The organism is Arcobacter venerupis, assembly GCF_013201665.1.
In the GTDB taxonomy this organism is placed as follows: Bacteria; Campylobacterota; Campylobacteria; order Campylobacterales; family Arcobacteraceae; genus Aliarcobacter; species Aliarcobacter venerupis.
Map to the genome: position 1 here is coordinate 2147188 of NZ_CP053840.1, position 20899 is coordinate 2168086.

Below are 20899 nucleotides of genomic sequence, written 5' to 3' on the forward strand. Positions count from 1 at the left end.
TGTAAAAAAAATTAAATTTTATTATTTATTTGCAAAATCTACCAATGCATCGCCCTCAAGTCGATACCCAACCCATTCATTTAAAGCAACAGCACCAAGACTTTCATAAAACTCTCGTGATGGAGTATTCCAATCCAAACAAGACCACTCAAATCGCCCACAATTTTCTTCAATAGCTTTTTGTGCCAAAAATTTTAAAAGAGCTTTTCCCGCACCTCTTTTTCTTTTTGATTCACTAACATATAAATCCTCAAGATAAATACCTTTTTTGCCAAGCCAAGTTGAGTAATTGTAAAAATAAACAGCAAAACCAATAGCAATTCCATCTTCTTCACAAATCAAAGCATATGCTGTTGCATTTGAAGAAAAAAGTGATTCTTCAATCTCTTCTACTGTTGTTTTTACTTCATTTGGTGCTTTTTCGTAAATAGCTAGTTCCATTATAAAATTGAAGATTGTTTGAGAGTCTGTTGGGGTTGCATTTCTTATTTTTAGGGGCATTTTTATTTTCCTTTATTTTGGTAAGAGTCCCATTAATCCATTAGTAATTTGACTTAAATTATTTCCTGTATCAATTAAAGTATTTAATTTTTCTAATATATTAATAAATTTCTCACTAAGATTTGATTCTTTAATATTCTCACTAAATTTTTTATCCATAAAATTATGACCTAATACAATTTCTAATGATTCAACAATTGGAGATATACCCATGATTTTATAATCATCAATTGAATCAATTATTTTTTTTAAATAACTCAATAGATATCTTTTAAAATTTATATCTAATTCTAAACTCATAACTTCTTTAATTAAATCATTTACAGAAATTCTAATTTCATCAAGCTTCATTTCTTCAATAAGATCTGTTTCATATTCATAATCGAGCAATGTTGCGAATAATTTTATATAATTTATTATCTCATCACTAATATGTTGATTAAAAGTTGTCCATTGTCCACTTAAATTTTGATTATATAAAGCATGATTTATTACTGAAATTGATTTATTACATATTTCTAAATGTTCTGGATGATACCTTTTTACATCTTCTAAGATATTACTAGGTAAATTCATAACTTTACTTAATTTACTAAATAATAATTGTTCATCTCTATTTTGAATTTCTAATAAATTAAACCATGAATTCTTAGTATTATCACCATTAGATAATTTTTTACCTTTCTCTAAAATAAATAATAATCTTCTAGCTGGATTATCTTTTGCCATCTTTATTTCCCCATTTTTGATTACATTTTATTATTAAATAGCTTAAATAGTGATAGAAATATATATTATCTAAAAGAGCTAGTTGTATGTAGATTCAAGGCGCAAAGAGTTTTTTTTGATTGAGCGTACATGAAGTACGTGATTGAGAAAAAAACTATTTGCAACGCCGAAGATGCGTGCAAATAGTTCTTTTATTTTATAAAGCTTTAGCAGTAATTCTTGATAATCTTTTCGCAAACGCTACAGTATCAGTAATTTCCATACCTTCAGATAATTTCGCTTGGTCTAGTAAAATCCAAGATACATCTTCGATTGTTGATTCATCAGGGCAACCGTTTAATTTTTTTACGATTTCATGCTCTGGGTTGATTTCTAAGATTGGAGCTGATTCTGGCATTGCTTGTCCCATTGCTCTGAACATATGAGCCATTGCTGCCATTTGTGCATCTGCTGCATCTTTTACCACGCATGATGGAGACTCACTTAATCTATTTGTAACTTTTACATCTTTAACTGCATCACCTAATTTATCTTTGATTTTTTTAGTGATGTCTTGGAATTTCTCTTCAACTTCTTTTTTTGCTTCTTCTGATTGCTCAACTTTTGGAGGTTCACAAGCTGTGATGTCTTTGAATTCCCAATCTTTATAAGCACCAATTGTTGGAGTGATAATATCATCAATTTCTTTATCATCTAAGATTAAAACTTCGATATTGTTTTTGTTATAAGACTCTAAAAGTGGAGAACTTCTTAAGATTTTTTCATTATCTCCAACGATATAGAAAATTGCTTTTTGTTCACTATCAGCTCTTTCTTTATAAGCTTCTAATGAAGTCATTTTTCCAGCTTCAATTTTTGAAGATTTGTATCTTAATAATTCTAAAATTGTCTCTTTATTCATATGGTCTTGATATACACCCTCTTTTAAAGGTCTGATATATTGAGCTACAAACTCAGCATATTTTTCTTCATCTTTTGATAATTTTTTGATTTCAGCAAGGATTTTTTTAACGCTTCCTTGTTTGATATTTGCTAAAATTCTATTTTCTTGTAAAATCTCTCTTGAAACATTTAAAGGTAAATCTTCAGAGTCAATAATACCTCTTACAAATCTTAAATAAGTTGGTAATAACTCTTTTTCATCATCAGTGATAAATACTCTTTTAACATACAGTTTAACACCACTTTGGAAATCTGCTCTATACATATCCATAGGTGCTGTTTTTGGGATGTAGAAAAGTGTTGTATATTCGTTTACACCCTCTGTTTTTGTATGAATTGTAAGCATTGGCTCGCTTGAGTCATGAGAAATTGATTTATAAAATTGATTATAATCATCTTCTTTTAATTTTGATTTTGGCTGCATCCAAAGAGCTGTTGCTTCATTGATTTTTTCGTATTTTCTCTCAGTTGTTTTTGCAGCTTCTTTGCCTGCTTTTTTGTCTTCTTCACTTAAAGTTTCAGTCACTTCTTCGTTGTAATTTAAGAAAATTGGATATGCAATATGATTTGAATATTTTCCAACAATATTTTGAATTCTGTGTTTAGATGCAAACTCAGATACTTCATCATCTTTTAATTTGATATAAATAACTGTACCATTTGACTCTTTTAGAGCTGGTGCTAAATCAAACTCACCTGTTCCATCACTTGACCATTTATACGCAGTTTCTTCACCAGCTTTTTTAGAGATAACATCTACTTTATCTGCTACCATAAATACTGAATAAAAACCAACCCCAAATTGACCGATTAAGTTTGAATCTTTTTTTGCATCACCAGTTAGTGCTTCAACAAATGATTTTGTACCTGATTTTGCGATTGTTCCAATAGAAGCTATTAAATCAGCCTCGTTCATACCAATACCATTGTCTGAAATTGTTAAAGATTTATCAGCTTCATCAAAAGAGATATTAATCTCACCTTTCCAATCTGCGAATGCTTCTTTTAAAGACTCATCAGTTAGTCTCACATAGTTTAGTTTGTCGATTGCATCACTTGAATTTGATACAAGCTCTCTTATAAAAATCTCTTTATTTGAATATAAAGAGTGTGTCATTAAATGTAATAATTGTCCTACTTCTGTCTGAAATTGATGTTTTGCCATTTCTAATTTCTCCTATAATTTATTTAATTTTAGAAGAGAATTTTATCGCAACTTTATAAAAGTAAGCTAAAGTTTTTATTAAAATTAGCACTTTTTACATAAGAGTGCTAAAAATAGTTTTATATCTCTTTTGCCTGAACACTATTTTTTCCAAGAAACTCTTTTTCATTTGCATTTGCAACTATTAATTTTGCTATTGAATCAGTTGCTATTGCTATTTCGTGCGTTTTATTAGAAATAGAAGTATTCTCTTGAGTTTGTTGTTCAAGAATTGTAACTGAATCATTTATTTGTTCAATACTTGAAAGTTGTTCTTTACTTGTACTTTCAATATCTGAGATTAATTGGATGGTTTTTGATATATTATCATTTAATCCTGCGTATCCATTTATCATTTTTTGAGCAATAGTTTTACCAATATCAGCTTTTTGTGTTGCATTTTCTACTAAAGTTTTTATCTCACGGGCAGCTTCGGCACTTCTTGAAGCTAAATTTCGCACTTCAGCAGCAACAACTGCAAATCCTCGTCCTGCTTCACCAGCAGTTGCTGCTTCTACTGCTGCATTTAATGAGAGAATATTTGTTTGAAATGCAATTTGGTCTATAACTGAAATCGCATCGTTAATTGCACTAACTTGCTCATTAATATCGTTCATTGCAACTGTTGTTTCATTTGATAATTTTTGACCATCATTTGCTGAATAATTTAATTCTTTTGCATAAGATGCCATTTTTATTACATTATTTGTATTGTTTTTAATATTATTTGTCATCTCTTCAAGAGCCTGAGTTGTTTCTTCAAGAGCCGTTGCTGAATGACTTGCATTTTTATTTAATATATCTACATTTTTAAGTAAAATATCACTACTTATATCTAGTGCTAACCCATTAGATTTATTATCAAGTAACATACTATTTATTATTTCTGCTAATGAGTTTAATCCATCTACTGTTTTTCCTGTTTGATTTTTTATTCTATATGTAAAATCAAGTTTTTGATAATATGAAAGTGCTGTTGTTATACTATTTAAATCTTCTGCAACATCTTTTGCCATGGCATCTAACATTTCATTAAAAATCATTTTAAGTTCTTCTAATCCAACATTATCAGTAGATATATCAACTTTTTGTTTTATTTTTCCCTCTTTAACAAGAATTGCAACTCTTTTTACATCTTCAATTAAAAAACTATCTTGTTCAATTAATGATTTTGTTTTTAATATATTTTCATTTACAATTTTAGACATACTTCCTATTTCATCTTTTGAATCAATTGGAATTAATTCTGAAATAGTTGATTCTTTATTTAAATATCTAAAGAAATTCATAAGACCTGATTGAAAAGTGTCAATCAATTTTGATATATTTCGTGGAATAATAAATCCTATAACTATTATAAACACCAAAATAGATAATGAGATTAATATAGTTAGGTTACGAATATTTTCATTTAAAGTTGCAACTTCTTGACCAATTTTTTCTTGATCTTTTTTAATAGAAAGTTTTATATCTTCAGCTAATTTCGACATAACGAGCTCTATTTTGCTTATTCCCTCATCTATTACATTATTTCTTTCTGTAATAATATTTTCAATTTGATTTACACCATTTTGATAAATCATAATAAATCTTGTTGCTAATTTTAATTGAGATTTAATTGAAGAATCTTCAATACTATCTTGGATTACTACTAATTGTTTACTTAATAACTCAAATTTACTTTGAACTTCTTTTAAATCTTCAATAGAATAAGAATAAAGATATTTTGTTGTATATAACCTTGCTAAAAGTAATTGATTTATAGCTTCTGCTGTTTTAAGTGATGTTTGAAAATCTGTATTTTCTTTTAAATCATTTAAAATATCCATCAAATATTTTTCAATTCTTTGTGAATTTTGCTCTAAGTTTTGATTTATAATATCATTTCTTTCTTGATTCATTGAGCCAATTAAAAAGAAATTATTTTTGTATATATTTGCATTTTTTTCTAATTCTTTTACTAAAAGAGCTCTAGTTGGCTCTTGAATTTCTACTTTTGCTTGTTCGAGGCTTTTAATCACTTTATTCAAATTCTGAGTAAACTTTTCACTTTGTTCTTCACTTGGATTTGCTAAATAATCTTTTACATTTATACTAACTGTTAGCATATTTGATTGTACTTGTCCAGCTAAAACTGTATTGTTAGTCATTTCTCTATATTGAGTAAAACCATTTGCAACTTTTGTAATACTAAGAATACTATAACTACCTAATATCAAAACTAATATTCCCACTATTAAAAAAGTACAAATTAGTTTAGTTTTTATTGTTAAATTTTTCATTTATTTTCTCCGATTATGAATGAGTAATAAAAAGTTATTTTTATAATTCGAACATTTGTACGAAATACTATCCTTAGAATTTTTAAATTACGCTTAAACGAATCTAAATATAAAGATGAGAAGATTTACCAATAATATCAAACCTTTCTTCATTAAGAATATATTAAATTTACAATTGTATAATTTTGAACATTTGTTCGATTATTTTCAAATAATAGAATGAAAAGTTTATTAACACTGTAATATTTATTGTCTTGAAATTATTTAATACTAATTTTAATATCTAAAATATTTTTATTTACAGTAAGTGACACTAAATGCAAAAATATATTAATAAATCATACTTACTAATATTATTATCAGTTTTATCAGCAATTGCACCTATATCAATAGCAACATATTTACCTGCAATGCCATCAATGGCAGAATATTATAATTTACCAATTTCGTATATAGAATTAAGCTTATCAATTTTTATGTTTGGATTTTCTCTTGGACAATTATTTGGAGGCCCAATTTCAGATAGAAAAGGTAGAAAATTTTGCTCATTATTAGGTTTATTTGGGTTTTCGTTTTTTAGTTTTTTAATAATATTTAGCACAACTGTTTATGAGCTTTGGATATACAGATTTTTAGAAGCTTTTTTTGCTGGTTTTATAGTAATTAATGCAACTGCAATTATTAGAGATTTATATTCAGGGAAAGAAGCTGCAAATTATTTTTCACTTTTAGGAAGTATAAGAAGTATTGTTCCTATGGTTGCTCCAATGATTGGGGCTTTAATACTATTTTTTGCTCCATGGAAAGGTATTTTTGCTTTTTTGACTATTTACTCTTTATTTCTTGCTTTTTTGATAATCAAGGATTTAGAAGAGACTTATACTTATACAAAAAGAAAAATTATTGAATCATATATTAGTGTTTTGACTCATAAAAAAGCAATGATGATGATGTTTGTTTTAGCTTTAGGGTTTTCGAGTATGTTTTCTATTATCACAAAATTATCTTTTATTTATATGGAACATTTTCATGTGGGAGTAAATCTTTTTTCTGTTTATTATGGATTAAATTTTGTATTATTAATGACCTTAGCAACACTAAATACTAAATTCATAAAATATTTTTCACAGCTAAATATATTAAAAACTGCTGTAAGTGTTCAAATATTATTTGCAGCAATATTTACATTTTTTTATGAAGATCTTACTTTATATTCAACAATTATTATTTTGGGAATTTACATTGCTATGAATGGTTTAATTTATGGAAATGCAACTTCTATGGTTTTAGAGAATTTCTCTAAAAATGCAGGTGTTGCATCTGCATTAATTGGAGTAATTCAATTTGGAATGGCTTCTATTATTTCATCAATAATAGTCTCTTTTCATGGACAAACCCTGCTTCCTATTGGAATAGGAATGCTGATGATTTCATTAACTTCAATACTAATATTAAGAAAATACTAAATTTACAAAAAGGATTATTATGGAATATCGATATATTGGAACAAGTGGATTAAGAGTAACTCCAATTTGTTTAGGAACTATGACTTTTGGACAAATGTCTAGCAAAAAAGAGAGCTTTAGAATTATGGATAAAGCCTATGATGCAGGAATAAATTTTTTTGATAATGCAGAAATGTATCCAGTCCCTCCAAGAGCTGACTTGGTTGGTTTATCAGAAGAGATTATGGGTGAATGGATGAAAGACAAAGCTCGTGAATCAATTATTGTAGCAACAAAAGTTGCAGGTGCAGCAAATGGAAGATTCGCAGCTCCTGTTAGACATGGCTTAACTGCAATTGATAGATTTCATATTGAAAGAGGAATTGAGGGAAGTTTAAGAAGATTAAAAACTGATTATATCGACCTTTATCAGGTTCATTGGCCTGATACTGTTATTCCTTTAGAAGAGTCTATGGAAGCTATGGATAGATTGGTAAAAGCTGGAAAAGTAAGATACATTGGAGCTAGTAATGACACAACTTACGGTTTAACAAAAGCCACAGAAATAAGTAGATATAAAAACTTTGCCAGATTTCAATCTATTCAAAATAATTTTTCATTAAATGAGCCAAGATTTTTTGATGAGCTAGCAGAAGTTTGCAGAAAAGAAAAAATATCTTTACTTCCTTATTCACCACTTGCAGGTGGTGTTTTAACTGGGAAATACCAAAATGGGGTTATTCCAAAAGGTTCAAGATTTGAAGAGTATTTAGCTTTAAATTTACCTAGATTAAATGCAATGAAAAATAGATTTATTAATGAAAAGACTCTAAGTGCAACTTCACGATATATGCAAATAGCTCAAGAACATGGTATGAGTGTAACAACACTTGCAGCTGCTTGGAGTAAACATTGGGATTTTGTTGCTAGTACAATTATTGGTGCTAGAACTGCTGAGCAATTAGATGAGAGTTTAAAAGCTTTAGACATAACTTTAAGTGATGAGATTATACAAGCTTGTAAAAAAGTTCAACAAGAGATAATGTATCCTATGGGATAAATTATCTTCTTGATTTTTTAATATTGTTGAAGTAGTTTAATTGCATCAGATGTCTCTTTTGCAGCCTCTAATAATAAAGGTAAAACTTTTTCTTTTAATGTTTTTGTGTTTTTATAACTTAAATGAGAACCTATATTCATAGCTCCTATCATTTTATTATCACGATTATAAATAGGAACTGCAAGAGAGACCAAACCATCTTCTATCTCTTCTTCAACCATTTGATAACCTTGGTTCTTTTCAGAAATTATTTGATCATATAACTTATATGGATCAATAATACTTTTTTCGGTATGGGCTTTTAAAGGTAGATGTAAAATATATTCATATAACTCTTTTTCTTCCATATGAGCCATAAAAAGTCTACCTGTTGCTGTATAAGCAGCTGGTAATCTAGTACCAACATGAATACCCTCATTTAATATTCTTGTAGCTGCTATTCTCATTATACAAATAACATTTAAGCCATCTAAAATAGAAATTGAACAAGATAGTTTGCAAGCGTCAACTACTTTTTTAATATTTTTATATGCCAAATCTGTCCATGGAAGTGAAGCAAAATAACTATAACCTAAATCTATAACTTTTGGTGTTAAAGAAAAATAATTATCATTTTGTGTTACATAACCTAAAGATTCTAAAGTTAATAATAATCTTCTAGCACTTGCTCGCGTAATATCAACTTTTTTTGCAACATCTGATAAAGTCATACTTGTATTCTCATTATCAAAAGCTGTTATAACACTTAAACCTTTTATAAAGGCCGTAACTATCTCTTTGTTGTCTGATTCATTATCAATATTATCATTCATCTTTTTAATTTTTTTCCCTCGCAATTAAGATACCTCCTGAAATAATAGCTAAAATCCCAATAAATCCCAAAATATTTGGTAATGCATCTCCTAAAATTAAACCAATAATTAGTGAAAAAACAATTACTGAATAACCAGTAGCTCCCACAATACCTGCTCTTGTTACTCCATAAGCTTTTGTCATATATACTTGTCCTAAAGATGCAGTAAGTCCCATAGCAAAAATATAAATCCAATCTGATAAATTTGGCATAATAAATTCACCCATCATAAAACTAAAAAAATCACTTTGGTAATAAGCAGATAAAAACATTGAAATAATAGGAACTATTGTTCCTATTCCCATAAAACTTAATACAATTGTACGAGTATCGTAATAACTTCTAAGCTCTCTTATACTGGTAAAAGCAAGAGCCGCACAAACTGCATTCAAAAGTCCAAAAATATGGGCTTTTTCAAAAATTAATCCATTTGGTTGCATTACCATTAACATTCCTACAAAACCAATAAAAATTGCAAACCAACCTTTTATACCAATTTTTTCCCTTAAAAACCACAAAGCAAAAATTGCCGTAAAAATTGGAGACATTCTTGAATATATCACAGCATCAGCAAGGGTAATATTTGCAATATTATAAAAAAAACTCAACATTGCAATTAATCCAACCGTTGCTCTAAAAAACAAAAGTAAAGGTTTCCCGCCACTTTGATTTAATGGTGATTTAAAAAAAGTCATCAAAATAAGAATAATACCTATGAAATTTCTGAAAAAAACGATTTCAATAATAGGTAAATGATTTGATAATATTTTTGCAATTGCACTCATAAATGATAAGCAAATTGAAGATATTAACATGTATAAAACACCTTGATTTATTTTTTTATTCACAAATTCAACTCCATAATTTGTGGGATTATATTTTAATTTTCCTTAATATAGTATCTTATACGAACATAAGTTCGTATATGGTATAATAATATAACAATTTGTTACAAAAAGGAGTAGATTTTGAGTATTTGGAAAAAAGAATTTTCATTAGAATCAATTAATGCAATGTCAAAAGATACAGCAGCTGAAAGTTTAGGAATAACCATTACAAATGTTGGAAATGATTATATTGAGGGGGAGATGCCAGTAGATAAAAGAACTCATCAAGTTCGAGGTCTTTTACATGGAGGTTCATCTGTATTATTTGCAGAAACATTGGGAAGTATTGGAGGAGCACTTGCAGTTGATGATAATCACACAATTGTAGGATTAGAAATAAATGCAAATCATATTGCTGGTGTTTCGGATGGTAATGTAGTTGGAATTGCAAGACCTATTCATATAGGTAAAACAACTCAAGTTTGGGAAATACGAATAAATCATAAACAAACAAATAAAGCAGTTTGTATTTCAAGAATAACTTTGGCTGTGATTGATTTAAAAAAATAGTTTTATAAAATATAAGCATTTAAAAATGCTTATATTTATATTAATCTAATACTATTAGTGCATCTAAAGCTAATACACCATCATATCTTGCAATAAGAGGATTAATTTCAATTTCAGATATTCTGTCATTTGAAACAATTAAATCACTTATTTTCATAACAACTTGTGCAATTGCATTTACATCAACTGCTTTGCTACCTCTAACACCTTTTAATAAAGCTGTAGATTTTAATGAATATATTGATTCAATAATTGCATCAATACCTAAATCAGGAGTGATTAAACAATAATCCTTTAATGTTTCAATCCAAATACCACCCACACCTACTAAGACAACAGTGCCCCATTGTTTATCTCTTCTTGCACCAATTACTATTTCAAGAGCTGGTGTTTCCATTGATTCAATTAAAAGTCCATCTACTTCAACACCAAGTGTTGCCATGTCTTTAGACATTTTAGTAAAAGTAGTTTTTAACTGTCTATCATTTTTAATATTTAATAAAACTCCACCTGAATCTGTTTTATGAGCTAATTTTGCAGCTTGTGCTTTTACAACTACTGGATAAGATATTTCATTTGCAATTGTAATTGCTTCTTCTGCATTTTTAGCCAATCTTCCATTAGGAATGCAAATACCAAGTTCTTTAAGAATCTCTTTACCTTTATACTCAACAACATTTCCACTTGGTAATGTTTTTAATACTTCAAGAGGCTTTTTAACAATTTCTCTTCTTTGTTTATTTCTGTTTATACATAATTTATTCAAATTTGATAATGTTCTAATAGCACTGCTTAAAGATTTACCAAAAACAACACCATTTTCTCTAGCAAGTTTTTCAAACTCTTCTTCAAATTTACCAGATTCATTTAACGCAACATAAATAGAAGGTTTTTGTGGATTTTTCTTAGTATTTTCAATAAATCCTTCCAAATATTTTAATTTAATATCTAAACTTTGGTCAATTGGTAATATAGCTATTGTACTTCCAATTTTTGGTTCACTTGATAATAATTTTAATCCATTTCCCACTAATGATGGATCTTTACTTGTTTCAATACCTAAATCAAGAGGATTTCTTGCTGGTAAATATGTAGGTAAAATCTCTTTTAATTTCTCTTGAACATCTGATGAAAGATTAGCCATAACTAATCCATGGTCTTCAAAATGATCAGAAGCAATTGCACATACAGCACCTGAGTGAGTAAGTAATCCAATCTCACCTAAAACTGGTTCTGGAAATCTTAATAAGAGTTCACTTAAAGTGATTAATTCTTCTAAACTATCCACTATCGCAACACCTGCGTTTACAAGTTTAATTTTCATTAAATCATAATCAGCTGTAAGTGATCCAGTATGAGATTGAGTAATACTTCGTGAAGCTTCACTTCGTCCTGAATGCATTAGAATGATATTTTTATTTTTTTCATTTGCTTTTTTAACTACTTCAAGCAATTTTTTTGGATTTTTAATCTCTTCTGCATAAATAGCAATTGCACTTGTATATTCATCTTCAATAAAAAAATCTAATACATCTGACAATTTTATATCTGCTTGATTTCCAATTGTTACTGAATATGTTGTTGGTACACCTCTTGTTCCCAATGATTGACCAATAAACATACCAATTCCACCACTTTGAGTTACAATTGCAACTCCTTTTGAACCTGATTTATCGAAAGGCACTTGTTTTGGCATATCAATAATAGCTAAATGAAAATCATCAATATAATTAAAATATCCAATACAATTTGGACCAATCATTCTTATATTATTTTCATAGGCAAATGCACCTATTTTTTTTTCTAAGGCAAGACCTTCTTCACCCAATTCTCCAAATCCAGAAGATAAACAAGTAGCAGTTTTCACATCAATTTTTTTCAAATCAACTAATGCGTCATAAACACTATTTGCAGGTATTGCTAATATTCCTAAATCAATACCTTTAGGAAGTAAATTAATATCAGTTAGAATTTTTATTCCATCAATATCACCTTCATTACGACCTAAAAGGTGAATTTCACCTTTATAGCCATTTCGTAATAAATTATTAATTATATTTCTAGCTGAAGAACCCATTTTTTCAGATGCTCCTAATATCACTACTGATTTAGGATTCAATAATGAAGATATAGAATTCACTGTATCTTCATTTGTTAATATATTATTTTTCAATTATCTCTCCTTCATGAAAAATTAAAACGGATAATGTCTATTTCCAGATGCTTCTACAGTAACCCATTTTAATTCTGTCATCTCTTCAATTGAAAAATGTCCACCTTCTCTACCCATACCACTATCTTTTGTTCCACCAAATGGGATATGAGCTTCATCCATAATTGTAGGCCCATTAATATGTACCATTCCAGCTTCAATTTCTTCAGATAATTTCATTGCATTTGCTAAATCTTTTGTAACAACTGCTGAACTTAATCCATAAACTGTATCATTTGCCATAAGAATTGCATGGTCAATATTTTCAGCTTTTAAAACTGTCGCAACTGGTCCAAAAACTTCTTCTTGGAATATTCTCATATTATCAGTAACCCCTGATAAAAGAGTTGGTTGATAGAAACAACCTTCATGTGAATATCCAGTTAATACTTTCGCACCTTTACTAATTGCATCTTCAACTAATCCATCAATAAAAGCACATTGAGCTTCTTCTATTAGTGGTCCAATTATAGTTGTTGGTTCTAGTGGATCTCCAACTTTTAAATTTTTTACTTTTTGAGTGAATTTTTCACAAAACTCATCATAAAGTCCTGCTTCAACAATAATTTTTGAACCAGCCATACAAATTTGACCTTGGTGAATAAATACACCAAAAGCTGCTGTATCAACTGCAAAATCAACATCTGCATCATTTAAAATAATTAAAGGACTTTTCCCACCTAATTCTACTGTACATTTAGTAAGATTTTGTGCAGCTGATCCTGCAATTTTTCTACCAACTTCAGTTGAACCTGTAAAAGTAATCATTTTTACTCTTCTATCTTTTTGGAATGTTTCACCTAAAACTGAACTTGAACAAGGAATAACATTAAATACTCCATCAGGAAGCCCAGCTTCTTTGAAAATTTCTCCAAAAATAAGTCCACAAATAGCTGTGCTACTAGAAGGTTTTAATACAAAAGTATTTCCAGCAGCCATAGCAAAAGCAAACTTTTTAGAAGCTAATCCCATTGGTACATTAAAAGGTGAAATCCCAGCAACAACACCTAAAGGTCTTCTTATACTATAAGATAACATTCCTGGATGATTTGTTGCATGAGTTTGACCAGAAACTCTAATCGCTTCTCCTGCTGCTGTTCTTATAATATCAGCAACTAATCCCATTTCAAACATTGCTTTACCAAAAGCAGAACCAGATTCTGTGGCTAAAATTTCTCTAATTTCATCACTTCTTCTTTCAAAAATATCAGCTGCTTTATTTAAAATAGCTTCTCTTTCTTTTGGCGCTGTTTTTGACCATAATTTGTATGCTTTATTTGCAGCATCAATAGCCGCTTCAATATCTTCAGCACTTGCCATATGAATTTTGGCAAATGCTTTACCTGTTGATGGAGAAATATCATCAATAAGTGTATTTGTTGATGAAGATACATATTCACCATTTATAAATAATTTATATTCTTTCATTTTATCCCTCTTATTTAGAAATAGATTTTCTTACAGCATCAACAATTTTTTGACCATCAATACCTTTAGAATTTACTTCTTTTACCCATCTTTGAACTACTTTGTCACCAGCTTCATCAAACTTTTTAGTTTCAGTTTCATCTAAAGTGATAATTTCACCACCTGATTTTACTTGTAAATCTTTACCTACTACTTCCATATTATCTGCAAGTTTTGCGAATTTTTCAATTAACTCTGTACCTGTACTCTCTTCTAATATAGCTTGTAAATCTTTTGGTAAACTATTAAATTTATCTTTATTCATTAAAAGTAATAATACAGATCCTCCAAAACCTCCACCGCCTTTGATTTCAGTAGTATATTTTGTTAATTGTTGGAACTTAAATGCTGGGAATACATCCATTGGTAATACTGCACCATCAATTGCATTTTTTGAAAGTGATTGAGGAACATCAGGTAATGGCATTCCCACAGGTTCAGCACCTAATTCTTCAATATACCAAGCACCTGTTCTTGATGGTGATCTTAGTTTTAAACCTTTTACATCATCAATTTTTTCAACTTTTTTACTAACCATATCTAATTGATATGGACCAGCTGATGCAATTAAAAGAGGTTTTACATCTTTAAAATCATCTTTAATTAAATCAAAATTCTCTTTTGCAGCCATTGCTGTTCTTAAACTTGAATTCGTATGAATTGTTGGTAATTCAAAAACTTCTGTTCTTGTGAAAAGTCCAGGAGTATATCCAGCGATTGTATATACTATATCTGCTGCTCCATCTTTTGCTTGACCATAAAGTTCATTTGGTTTTCCACCCATACTCATAGATGGGAAAATCTCAATTTTAAGTCTTCCTTTAGACATCTCTTCAACTTTTTTAGCCCAAGGTTCTATCAATTCCACATGTGGAGGTGCTTTTGAACTTAAAAAATGATGTAATGTCAAAGTTATAGGTTTAGCAGAATCTTCTTTTGCCCATAATGAGCCAACTAATAACATAGAACTTGCTAATAAAATAGCACCTTTTTGTATTAAAATTTTCATAACTTTCCCTTTAAATTTAATTTATTATTTATATTTATAAAATAAAACTATCTTTGAATATCTTTATTATAAGCACCTAAACCTGGTTTATAAGTTTTTTCAAAAATGAATTGTTTGATTCCTTCTTTTCTTCCTGTATTATCAAAGAAATTTGCAGCTTCTTGAGCTTTTACTAAATACTCTTCAGCATTTGCATAAGTCATTTCTGATACTTTTCTAACTGCATCTTTTGTAGCTTTTAGGGCAACTGGATTTTTTTGGATTAATACATTACAAACTTCAGTAACTCTTTCTTTTAATTTTGATGCTTCTACAGATTCATTTACTAATCCCCACTCAGCAGCTTTTTTACCACTTACATTTTCACCCATCATTGCATGGTACATTGCATTTCTAAAACTTAATAATTCAACAGCAATTTTTGTAGCTCCTCCACCTGGTAAAATTCCCCAGTTAATTTCACTTAAACCAAATTGTGCATCATCAGAAGCAAAAGCTAAATCACAAGCGAATAATGGACCATAAGCTCCACCAAAGCACCAACCATTTACCATAGCGATTGTAGGTTTATTAAAATCTCTCAATCTTTTCCACCAACCATAAGATTCTCTTTGGGCTTTTCTTGTTCCTGCTAAACCATCTTTTTCAGTTTCAACAAAATACTCTTTTAAATCCATTCCTGCACTAAAAGCTGTTCCCTCACCTGTTAAAACAAAAACACCTACTTCATCGTTGTACTCTAATTCATCAAGAATTTCCATCATTCTTCTGTTTAGAGTTGGACTCATGCAATTTCTTTTTTCTGGTCTGTTAAATTTAACCCACGCTATTTTATTTTCGATTGTATATTCAACTACATTTGTTTCATTTGCCATTTTATTTCCTTTTATTTTTAAATTAATTTTTATGATTCTTTTGAATCTTTATTTTTATTTACTTTGCCAATCATGGGCAAATACCTGAGGTTTAATATCTTTAATTAGAGAACTATTTCCATTTAAAGCATCATCACCAACTTTTATTAAATGTCTTCGTAAAGTTTCAGTTGAAGATAATCCTTTTAATATTTGGATTCCTTCAATTTCAAGCTTCATAATCTCAGATTGAAGCGCTGCAATAGCTTGTTGAGACTCATCTTGTTTTGAAGCATGAGTACAAAGAGCTAACATTGCAACTAATAGCTCTATTTTTTTACCCAATCTTTGAATTGGAACCTGTGCATGTGTTTGTTCTAATTGATAGTACAAACTAATACCAAGGTAAAGCCATTTACATTTTCTTAAATTTCTCTCAGCATAATAAACATATTTTTTTAAATCAGCAGGAACTTCTACATAACGAGTTTTCATCCATAAAGGAACAAATCGTCCCACAATATGAGGTATTTCACATATTGCATTTTTAAGAATCCATCCAATTAATTTATATAAACCTGGTTTTAAAATTAATTTTCCTGTTGCAGTTAAACAACGCATTGGATGTTTAATAAATGTTTTTAAATCAATTTTTAAAATTCGATTTTCTTTTGAAACAGCTTCACCATTTACCATATTTGCTTCTTGAAGAACACTTAACATACTAACCATGTATGATGAAGTAAATTTAGAAGTAATATCTTTTATCATTCCCATTAATATCAAATCATTTTCACCCTCAACTATTCCAAATACATGCATATTTACCCTAGCTTCTGTGATTCTTGATTCTTTATCAAAACTTCGTCCACCAATTACTCTTTCACAAGCTATTAATGAATTTAATGCAGCACTAGCAGCATAAGATTTTGAAATATCCCTAAGTCCTGCTAAATCTACACCTTGCGAATCTTGGCTTAATGAAAGATGCGAAAGAGCTTGAGAAGCTAATGCTCCTCCTAATATTTTTCCAATTCCAAGTCTTGGTAACTCATGTTTAATAATATGGCCACCAACACCTAGTCTTTGTTTTGCATAATTAATAGAATCAACTGCCATCATTTTTTGATAACCAGCACACATAGCAGTTAACATACATCTTCCCATTCTTAAGCAATAAAATAAAACTTCTACACCATCTGCTTTTATCTCATTTTCAGCAGGAATTGGGAAATTTATAAACTCTATTCTGCTGTTATATATTGATTTAAATGCATCAGAATTTCCCTCTGTGATTTTAAATTGGTATTCATCATTATTTACATCTTCTTTTGGAAGTTCAATAATAAATAAACCTATTTTTTTACCACCTTTTCCAATTCTTGCTGCAATTGCCATTAATCCATTATGAATTGCACTTGTAATATAAAGTTTATTTGCAGCACCTTGAGCAAATAATCTAAAACAATTATTAGATTCATCTTTCTCAACATAAGCTTCAATTTTTTTAGCATTTACTCCAACACCTACTTCTGTTAATGCAAAAGATGTAATTCTTCCTTGTGCAATCATTGGTAAAAAAGTAGATTTTTGTTTATCATCACCATAACCAAGAAGTGAGCTTGAACCAATTGTTAATTGTCCTGATAACTCAACAGCTAATGCACCTAAGCCATTTGATGCTAAAGACTCTTCTAAAATTGCTAACTGATTATAGTTTAATCCCAATCCTCCAAATTCAGCTGGAACTGTAAATCCATACGCTGTATTTGTAGAAACTTCTTTTCTTAATTTTGAAGATAATTTTTTATCACTTGTAAATGCTTGACCACTTTCAAGTAAAGATAAAGCAGTATCTAAAATCTTGTCTGCTTCATTAGTTTTTGCTGCATTCATAGCATTTACGCCAGATGTTAGCTCAGAAAGTTCTGGTTGTGGTCCGTAAATTAAACGCTCAACTAAACTAGAATTTGTAAGATTTAATTTTTTAGAAGCACCTGACATTGCTTCATCTAAAGCACCAACATCTTGTGCTTGTAAATGATCACCAGCAGCAGCTAATGCTTCTGTTGCAGCTGATTTTCCATTTGTTCCCATAAATTTTCCTTTCTTTTCTTAACTCTTCTTATTTGTTATTTTAGAAGTCTAACAGAAGAAAACTTAAAAGTATCTTACTGGTATAATACTTTTAAGATATAAATATCTTACTTTTTAAATACAAGTATTATATTAAAGAAATTTTAATATTAGAAATGCTATTCTGTTGCTATGAATAAACAAGAACTAGAAACAAAAATACAAAGAGTACGAGAGCGTTCTCCTGAGACTTATAACGATGTTTTACATGTAGTTGTGCCATTTTATATGTACCACCAAAAATTATATAGAGGTACTACAAAAATACAAGAGGAAAAATATAATATATCAAATAGTGAACTTGATGTTATGCGTTGTTTACTTATGTCAAATAATGCTGATAATGTTTTAAGTCCTACAAAAATATATGAAAAACTAATATTTACTTCAGGAGCAATAACAAAAGTACTTAAAAAGTTAGAAGAAAAAGCTTATGTTATACGTATAAATAATCAATATGATAAAAGAAGTAGTTTAGTTCAATTAACACCTCTTGGTTATGAAGTTTGTAAAAATGCTTTAATAGATGTTTTTGCATTTGAAGAAGAGTGTTTTTCTAAACTTACAAAAGAAGAGATGAAGATTTATGAAGATCTTACATTAAAGCTTTTATCTTAAATTATGAGTTATTAGTTTGTGCTCAAAACTTGCAAAAAATTTGCAAATTTTGACTAATGATAGAGACTCTTTTATTTTAAATCTTCATAAGGAAGTCCAACATATTGCTCTGCAATAATTTTTCTTCCAGCTTCTGATTTTAAGAAATACTCGATTTCTGATGTTTCCATTTTTTTATCAAACTCATCTTTTGTATCATCAAAGTTATGTAATAAATCAGTTAACCACCAAGAAAATCTCACACCATTCCAAATTCTTCTTAATGCAATTGGTGAATATTGTTCAATACATTTTTTATCACCTTCTTTATATACTCTTGTGAAAATTTTATATAATGTTGCAACATCAGAAGCTGCTAAGTTAAGACCTTTTGCACCAGTTGGTGGAACAATATGTCCTGCATCTCCAACTAAAAACATATTTCCATATTGAAGTGGCTCACAAATAAATGATCTAGTTGGAACTATACTTTTTTCAATACTTGGACCTGTAATTAACTTATCTCTTGCACTCTCTGGCATTCTTTTTTTGAACTCTTCCCAAAATTTTTCATCACTCCAATCTTCTATTTTATCAGTTACTGGAACTTGAATATAATATCTTGATCGTGTTTGTGATCTCATAGATGCTAATGCAAATCCTCTATCAGTTTTTGCATAAATCAAATGTGGATTGATAGGTTTTGTATCACTCATAAGTCCTAACCATCCAAATGGATATACTTTTTCATACTCTGTTTTTACATCATCTGGAATTGTTTGTCTTGAAACTCCATGAAAACCATCACAACCAGCAATATAATCGCACTCTAATTTAAACTGCTCTCCATCTTTTTCATAAGTAATATATGGATTATCAGATTTTACATCGTGAGGTTGAACATTTGAAGCTTCATAAATAGTCTCTAAACCTTGTTTTGCTCTCTCTTCCATCATATCTCTTGTAATATCAACTTGTCCATATACAATTACACTTTCACCTGTAAGTTTTGTAAGTTCTATTTCAATTCTTGTATCATTAAAAGCAAATTCAACAGCATCGTGAACTTCACCTTTTGTATCCATATTATGTGCAGCTCCAGCTTCACGAACTAATTTTGCAAAACCTTGTTCTAAAACCCCTGCTCTAATTCTTCCAAGAACATAATCTCCTGTTACTCTTTCTAAAACAACATTATCAATACCTTGTTTATTTAAAAGTAATCCTAATAATAATCCAGATGGTCCAGCACCTATAATTGCAACTTGTGTTTTTTTGATTTTCATAATCTCTCCTTTATGATTTGAAACTATTATAAGTGTTTATTGTTCTATATAAAATACTTATGTTCTTCTATATGGAACAAAATGTCTAAATTTTAATGAAATATGCAATATAATGATAAAAATCAACAAATTTGGAGCTTTTTATGAACAATAGTTCGAATTTATCTTCTGTAGAAAATGCTTTAAAAATACTTGAATGTTTTACTATTGATGAGACAGAAAAAAGAGTCACTCAAATTGCAATTGAGTTAGACTTAGCAAAAAGTACAGTTAGTAGACTTTTAAAAACTTTGTTAAATAAAGGTTATGTTAAAAAAAATCCAGAAACACAAAAATACTCCCTTGGAACAAAAATTTTAACTTTATATAGTTCTTTGATGTCAGAGATGGAAGTTGTAAAAGAAGCACATACAATTTTAGAAGAACTTGCACATGAGACTTCCGAGTCAGTTCAATTAGCAGAATTAGAAGGCTCAAGCGTAATATATATGGAACAAATTAAATCAAGTTATCCAATACAAATCTTTGCACATATAGGAAGAATAAATCCCATTCACTGTACAAGCTCAGGAAAATTACTCTTTGCATATCAAAAAGAGAGCGTAATTGATAAGCTTTTAGAAATGAATTTTCATAGATATACCTCATCAACTGTGACTAATCCTGTTATATTAAAAGAGGAATTAAAAGAAATTAAAAAACTTGGTTATTGTTATATTCAAAATGAGTTTATAGATGGTATTGTTTCCATCGCTGCACCAATAAGGGATTATAATAAAAATATAATAGCAGCGGTTTCTTTAGTTGGCCCAATTCAAAGGATAAATGGAGTAAAAGCTCAACAATTTATAAATAAAGTTGTTGAAGCTAGTAAGAAGATTTCTTTGAAGATGGGGTATAGAACCTAGGAGTTATTTGATTTTTT

General features: G+C 29.1%; 17 protein-coding genes. 5 read left to right on the forward strand and 12 right to left on the reverse strand.

Annotation, left to right across the window (positions count from 1 at the left end; all coding sequences use genetic code 11):
- Positions 1-21: 21 nt before the first annotated feature.
- The 4 genes from AVENP_RS10725 to AVENP_RS10740 all read right to left on the reverse strand — a co-directional run bounded on the left by AVENP_RS10725 (position 22) and on the right by AVENP_RS10740 (position 5658).
- Positions 22-501 (reverse strand): GNAT family N-acetyltransferase, encoded by a 480-nt coding sequence (locus AVENP_RS10725; RefSeq protein ID WP_128359431.1) that lies wholly within the window; start codon positions 499-501, stop codon positions 22-24.
- A gap of 12 nt (positions 502-513) precedes the next feature.
- Positions 514-1230, reverse strand: coding sequence for a hypothetical protein (locus tag AVENP_RS10730; protein ID WP_128359430.1), 717 nt, complete (start codon positions 1228-1230; stop codon positions 514-516).
- Between the two features lie 196 nt (positions 1231-1426).
- Positions 1427-3337, reverse strand: a complete 1911-nt coding sequence (gene htpG, locus AVENP_RS10735; protein WP_128359429.1) for a molecular chaperone HtpG — start codon at positions 3335-3337, stop codon at positions 1427-1429.
- Between the two features lie 119 nt (positions 3338-3456).
- The gene (locus AVENP_RS10740; RefSeq protein ID WP_128359428.1) at positions 3457-5658 is read right to left on the reverse strand and encodes a HAMP domain-containing methyl-accepting chemotaxis protein; all 2202 of its coding nucleotides are present in this window, start codon (positions 5656-5658) and stop codon (positions 3457-3459) included.
- Positions 5659-5975: 317 nt separating this feature from the next.
- Between AVENP_RS10740 and AVENP_RS10745 the strand changes: the two genes are divergently transcribed.
- Positions 5976-7124: a multidrug effflux MFS transporter gene (locus AVENP_RS10745; RefSeq protein WP_128359427.1), complete on the forward strand. Its 1149-nt coding sequence runs from the start codon at positions 5976-5978 to the stop codon at positions 7122-7124.
- Positions 7125-7143: 19 nt separating this feature from the next.
- Positions 7144-8163: an aldo/keto reductase gene (locus AVENP_RS10750; protein ID WP_128359426.1), complete on the forward strand. Its 1020-nt coding sequence runs from the start codon at positions 7144-7146 to the stop codon at positions 8161-8163.
- Between the two features lie 17 nt (positions 8164-8180).
- Here the strand turns inward: AVENP_RS10750 and AVENP_RS10755 are convergent, their stop codons facing one another.
- Both AVENP_RS10755 and AVENP_RS10760 read right to left on the reverse strand, forming a co-directional pair.
- Positions 8181-8975: an IclR family transcriptional regulator domain-containing protein gene (locus AVENP_RS10755; protein ID WP_128359425.1), complete on the reverse strand. Its 795-nt coding sequence runs from the start codon at positions 8973-8975 to the stop codon at positions 8181-8183.
- Positions 8976-8979: 4 nt separating this feature from the next.
- Positions 8980-9864 carry a DMT family transporter gene (locus tag AVENP_RS10760; RefSeq protein WP_228201887.1) on the reverse strand — a complete coding sequence of 295 codons (885 nt, stop codon included), beginning with the start codon at positions 9862-9864 and terminating at the stop codon, positions 8980-8982.
- Positions 9865-9984: 120 nt separating this feature from the next.
- Between AVENP_RS10760 and AVENP_RS10765 the strand changes: the two genes are divergently transcribed.
- A complete protein-coding gene (locus tag AVENP_RS10765) occupies positions 9985-10413 on the forward strand; it encodes a hotdog fold thioesterase (RefSeq protein WP_128359424.1) in 429 nt (142 codons plus the stop codon).
- 40 nt (positions 10414-10453) lie between these two features.
- Here AVENP_RS10765 and AVENP_RS10770 read toward each other — a convergent pair whose 3' ends face one another.
- The 5 genes from AVENP_RS10770 to AVENP_RS10790 are packed head-to-tail and all read right to left on the reverse strand — an operon-like array spanning position 10454 to position 18052.
- Positions 10454-12586, reverse strand: a complete 2133-nt coding sequence (locus AVENP_RS10770) for an acetate--CoA ligase family protein (protein WP_128359423.1) — start codon at positions 12584-12586, stop codon at positions 10454-10456.
- A gap of 21 nt (positions 12587-12607) precedes the next feature.
- Complete coding sequence (locus AVENP_RS10775) at positions 12608-14053, reverse strand: aldehyde dehydrogenase family protein (protein WP_128359422.1); 1446 nt, start codon at positions 14051-14053, stop codon at positions 12608-12610.
- A 10-nt stretch (positions 14054-14063) separates the two neighbouring features.
- Positions 14064-15101 carry a TRAP transporter substrate-binding protein gene (locus AVENP_RS10780; RefSeq protein WP_128359421.1) on the reverse strand — a complete coding sequence of 346 codons (1038 nt, stop codon included), beginning with the start codon at positions 15099-15101 and terminating at the stop codon, positions 14064-14066.
- A gap of 47 nt (positions 15102-15148) precedes the next feature.
- Positions 15149-15976, reverse strand: a complete 828-nt coding sequence (locus AVENP_RS10785; protein ID WP_128359420.1) for a p-hydroxycinnamoyl CoA hydratase/lyase — start codon at positions 15974-15976, stop codon at positions 15149-15151.
- Between the two features lie 54 nt (positions 15977-16030).
- Positions 16031-18052, reverse strand: coding sequence for an acyl-CoA dehydrogenase family protein (locus AVENP_RS10790; RefSeq protein ID WP_128359419.1), 2022 nt, complete (start codon positions 18050-18052; stop codon positions 16031-16033).
- 171 nt (positions 18053-18223) lie between these two features.
- Between AVENP_RS10790 and AVENP_RS10795 the strand changes: the two genes are divergently transcribed.
- Positions 18224-18709, forward strand: coding sequence for a transcriptional regulator, SarA/Rot family (locus AVENP_RS10795; protein ID WP_128359418.1), 486 nt, complete (start codon positions 18224-18226; stop codon positions 18707-18709).
- A gap of 71 nt (positions 18710-18780) precedes the next feature.
- Here AVENP_RS10795 and pobA read toward each other — a convergent pair whose 3' ends face one another.
- Positions 18781-19974, reverse strand: a complete 1194-nt coding sequence (gene pobA / locus AVENP_RS10800; protein WP_128359417.1) for a 4-hydroxybenzoate 3-monooxygenase — start codon at positions 19972-19974, stop codon at positions 18781-18783.
- 143 nt (positions 19975-20117) lie between these two features.
- Here pobA and AVENP_RS10805 point away from each other — a divergent pair, with 143 nt between their 5' ends.
- A complete protein-coding gene (locus AVENP_RS10805; protein WP_128359416.1) occupies positions 20118-20882 on the forward strand; it encodes an IclR family transcriptional regulator in 765 nt (254 codons plus the stop codon).
- Positions 20883-20899: the final 17 nt, after the last annotated feature.

Bases quoted from the DNA above. Each gene is read 5' to 3' on its own strand.
- AVENP_RS10725 (WP_128359431.1), bottom strand. From the start codon at position 501: ATGCCCCTAAAAATAAGAAATGCAACCCCAACAGACTCTCAAACAATC.
- AVENP_RS10730 (WP_128359430.1), bottom strand. From the start codon at position 1,230: ATGGCAAAAGATAATCCAGCTAGAAGATTATTATTTATTTTAGAGAAA.
- htpG (WP_128359429.1), bottom strand. From the start codon at position 3,337: ATGGCAAAACATCAATTTCAGACAGAAGTAGGACAATTATTACATTTA.
- AVENP_RS10740 (WP_128359428.1), bottom strand. From the start codon at position 5,658: ATGAAAAATTTAACAATAAAAACTAAACTAATTTGTACTTTTTTAATA.
- AVENP_RS10745 (WP_128359427.1), top strand. From the start codon at position 5,976: ATGCAAAAATATATTAATAAATCATACTTACTAATATTATTATCAGTT.
- AVENP_RS10750 (WP_128359426.1), top strand. From the start codon at position 7,144: ATGGAATATCGATATATTGGAACAAGTGGATTAAGAGTAACTCCAATT.
- AVENP_RS10755 (WP_128359425.1), bottom strand. From the start codon at position 8,975: ATGAATGATAATATTGATAATGAATCAGACAACAAAGAGATAGTTACG.
- AVENP_RS10775 (WP_128359422.1), bottom strand. From the start codon at position 14,053: ATGAAAGAATATAAATTATTTATAAATGGTGAATATGTATCTTCATCA.
- AVENP_RS10780 (WP_128359421.1), bottom strand. From the start codon at position 15,101: ATGAAAATTTTAATACAAAAAGGTGCTATTTTATTAGCAAGTTCTATG.
- AVENP_RS10785 (WP_128359420.1), bottom strand. From the start codon at position 15,976: ATGGCAAATGAAACAAATGTAGTTGAATATACAATCGAAAATAAAATA.
- AVENP_RS10790 (WP_128359419.1), bottom strand. From the start codon at position 18,052: ATGGGAACAAATGGAAAATCAGCTGCAACAGAAGCATTAGCTGCTGCT.
- AVENP_RS10795 (WP_128359418.1), top strand. From the start codon at position 18,224: ATGAATAAACAAGAACTAGAAACAAAAATACAAAGAGTACGAGAGCGT.
- pobA (WP_128359417.1), bottom strand. From the start codon at position 19,974: ATGAAAATCAAAAAAACACAAGTTGCAATTATAGGTGCTGGACCATCT.
- AVENP_RS10805 (WP_128359416.1), top strand. From the start codon at position 20,118: ATGAACAATAGTTCGAATTTATCTTCTGTAGAAAATGCTTTAAAAATA.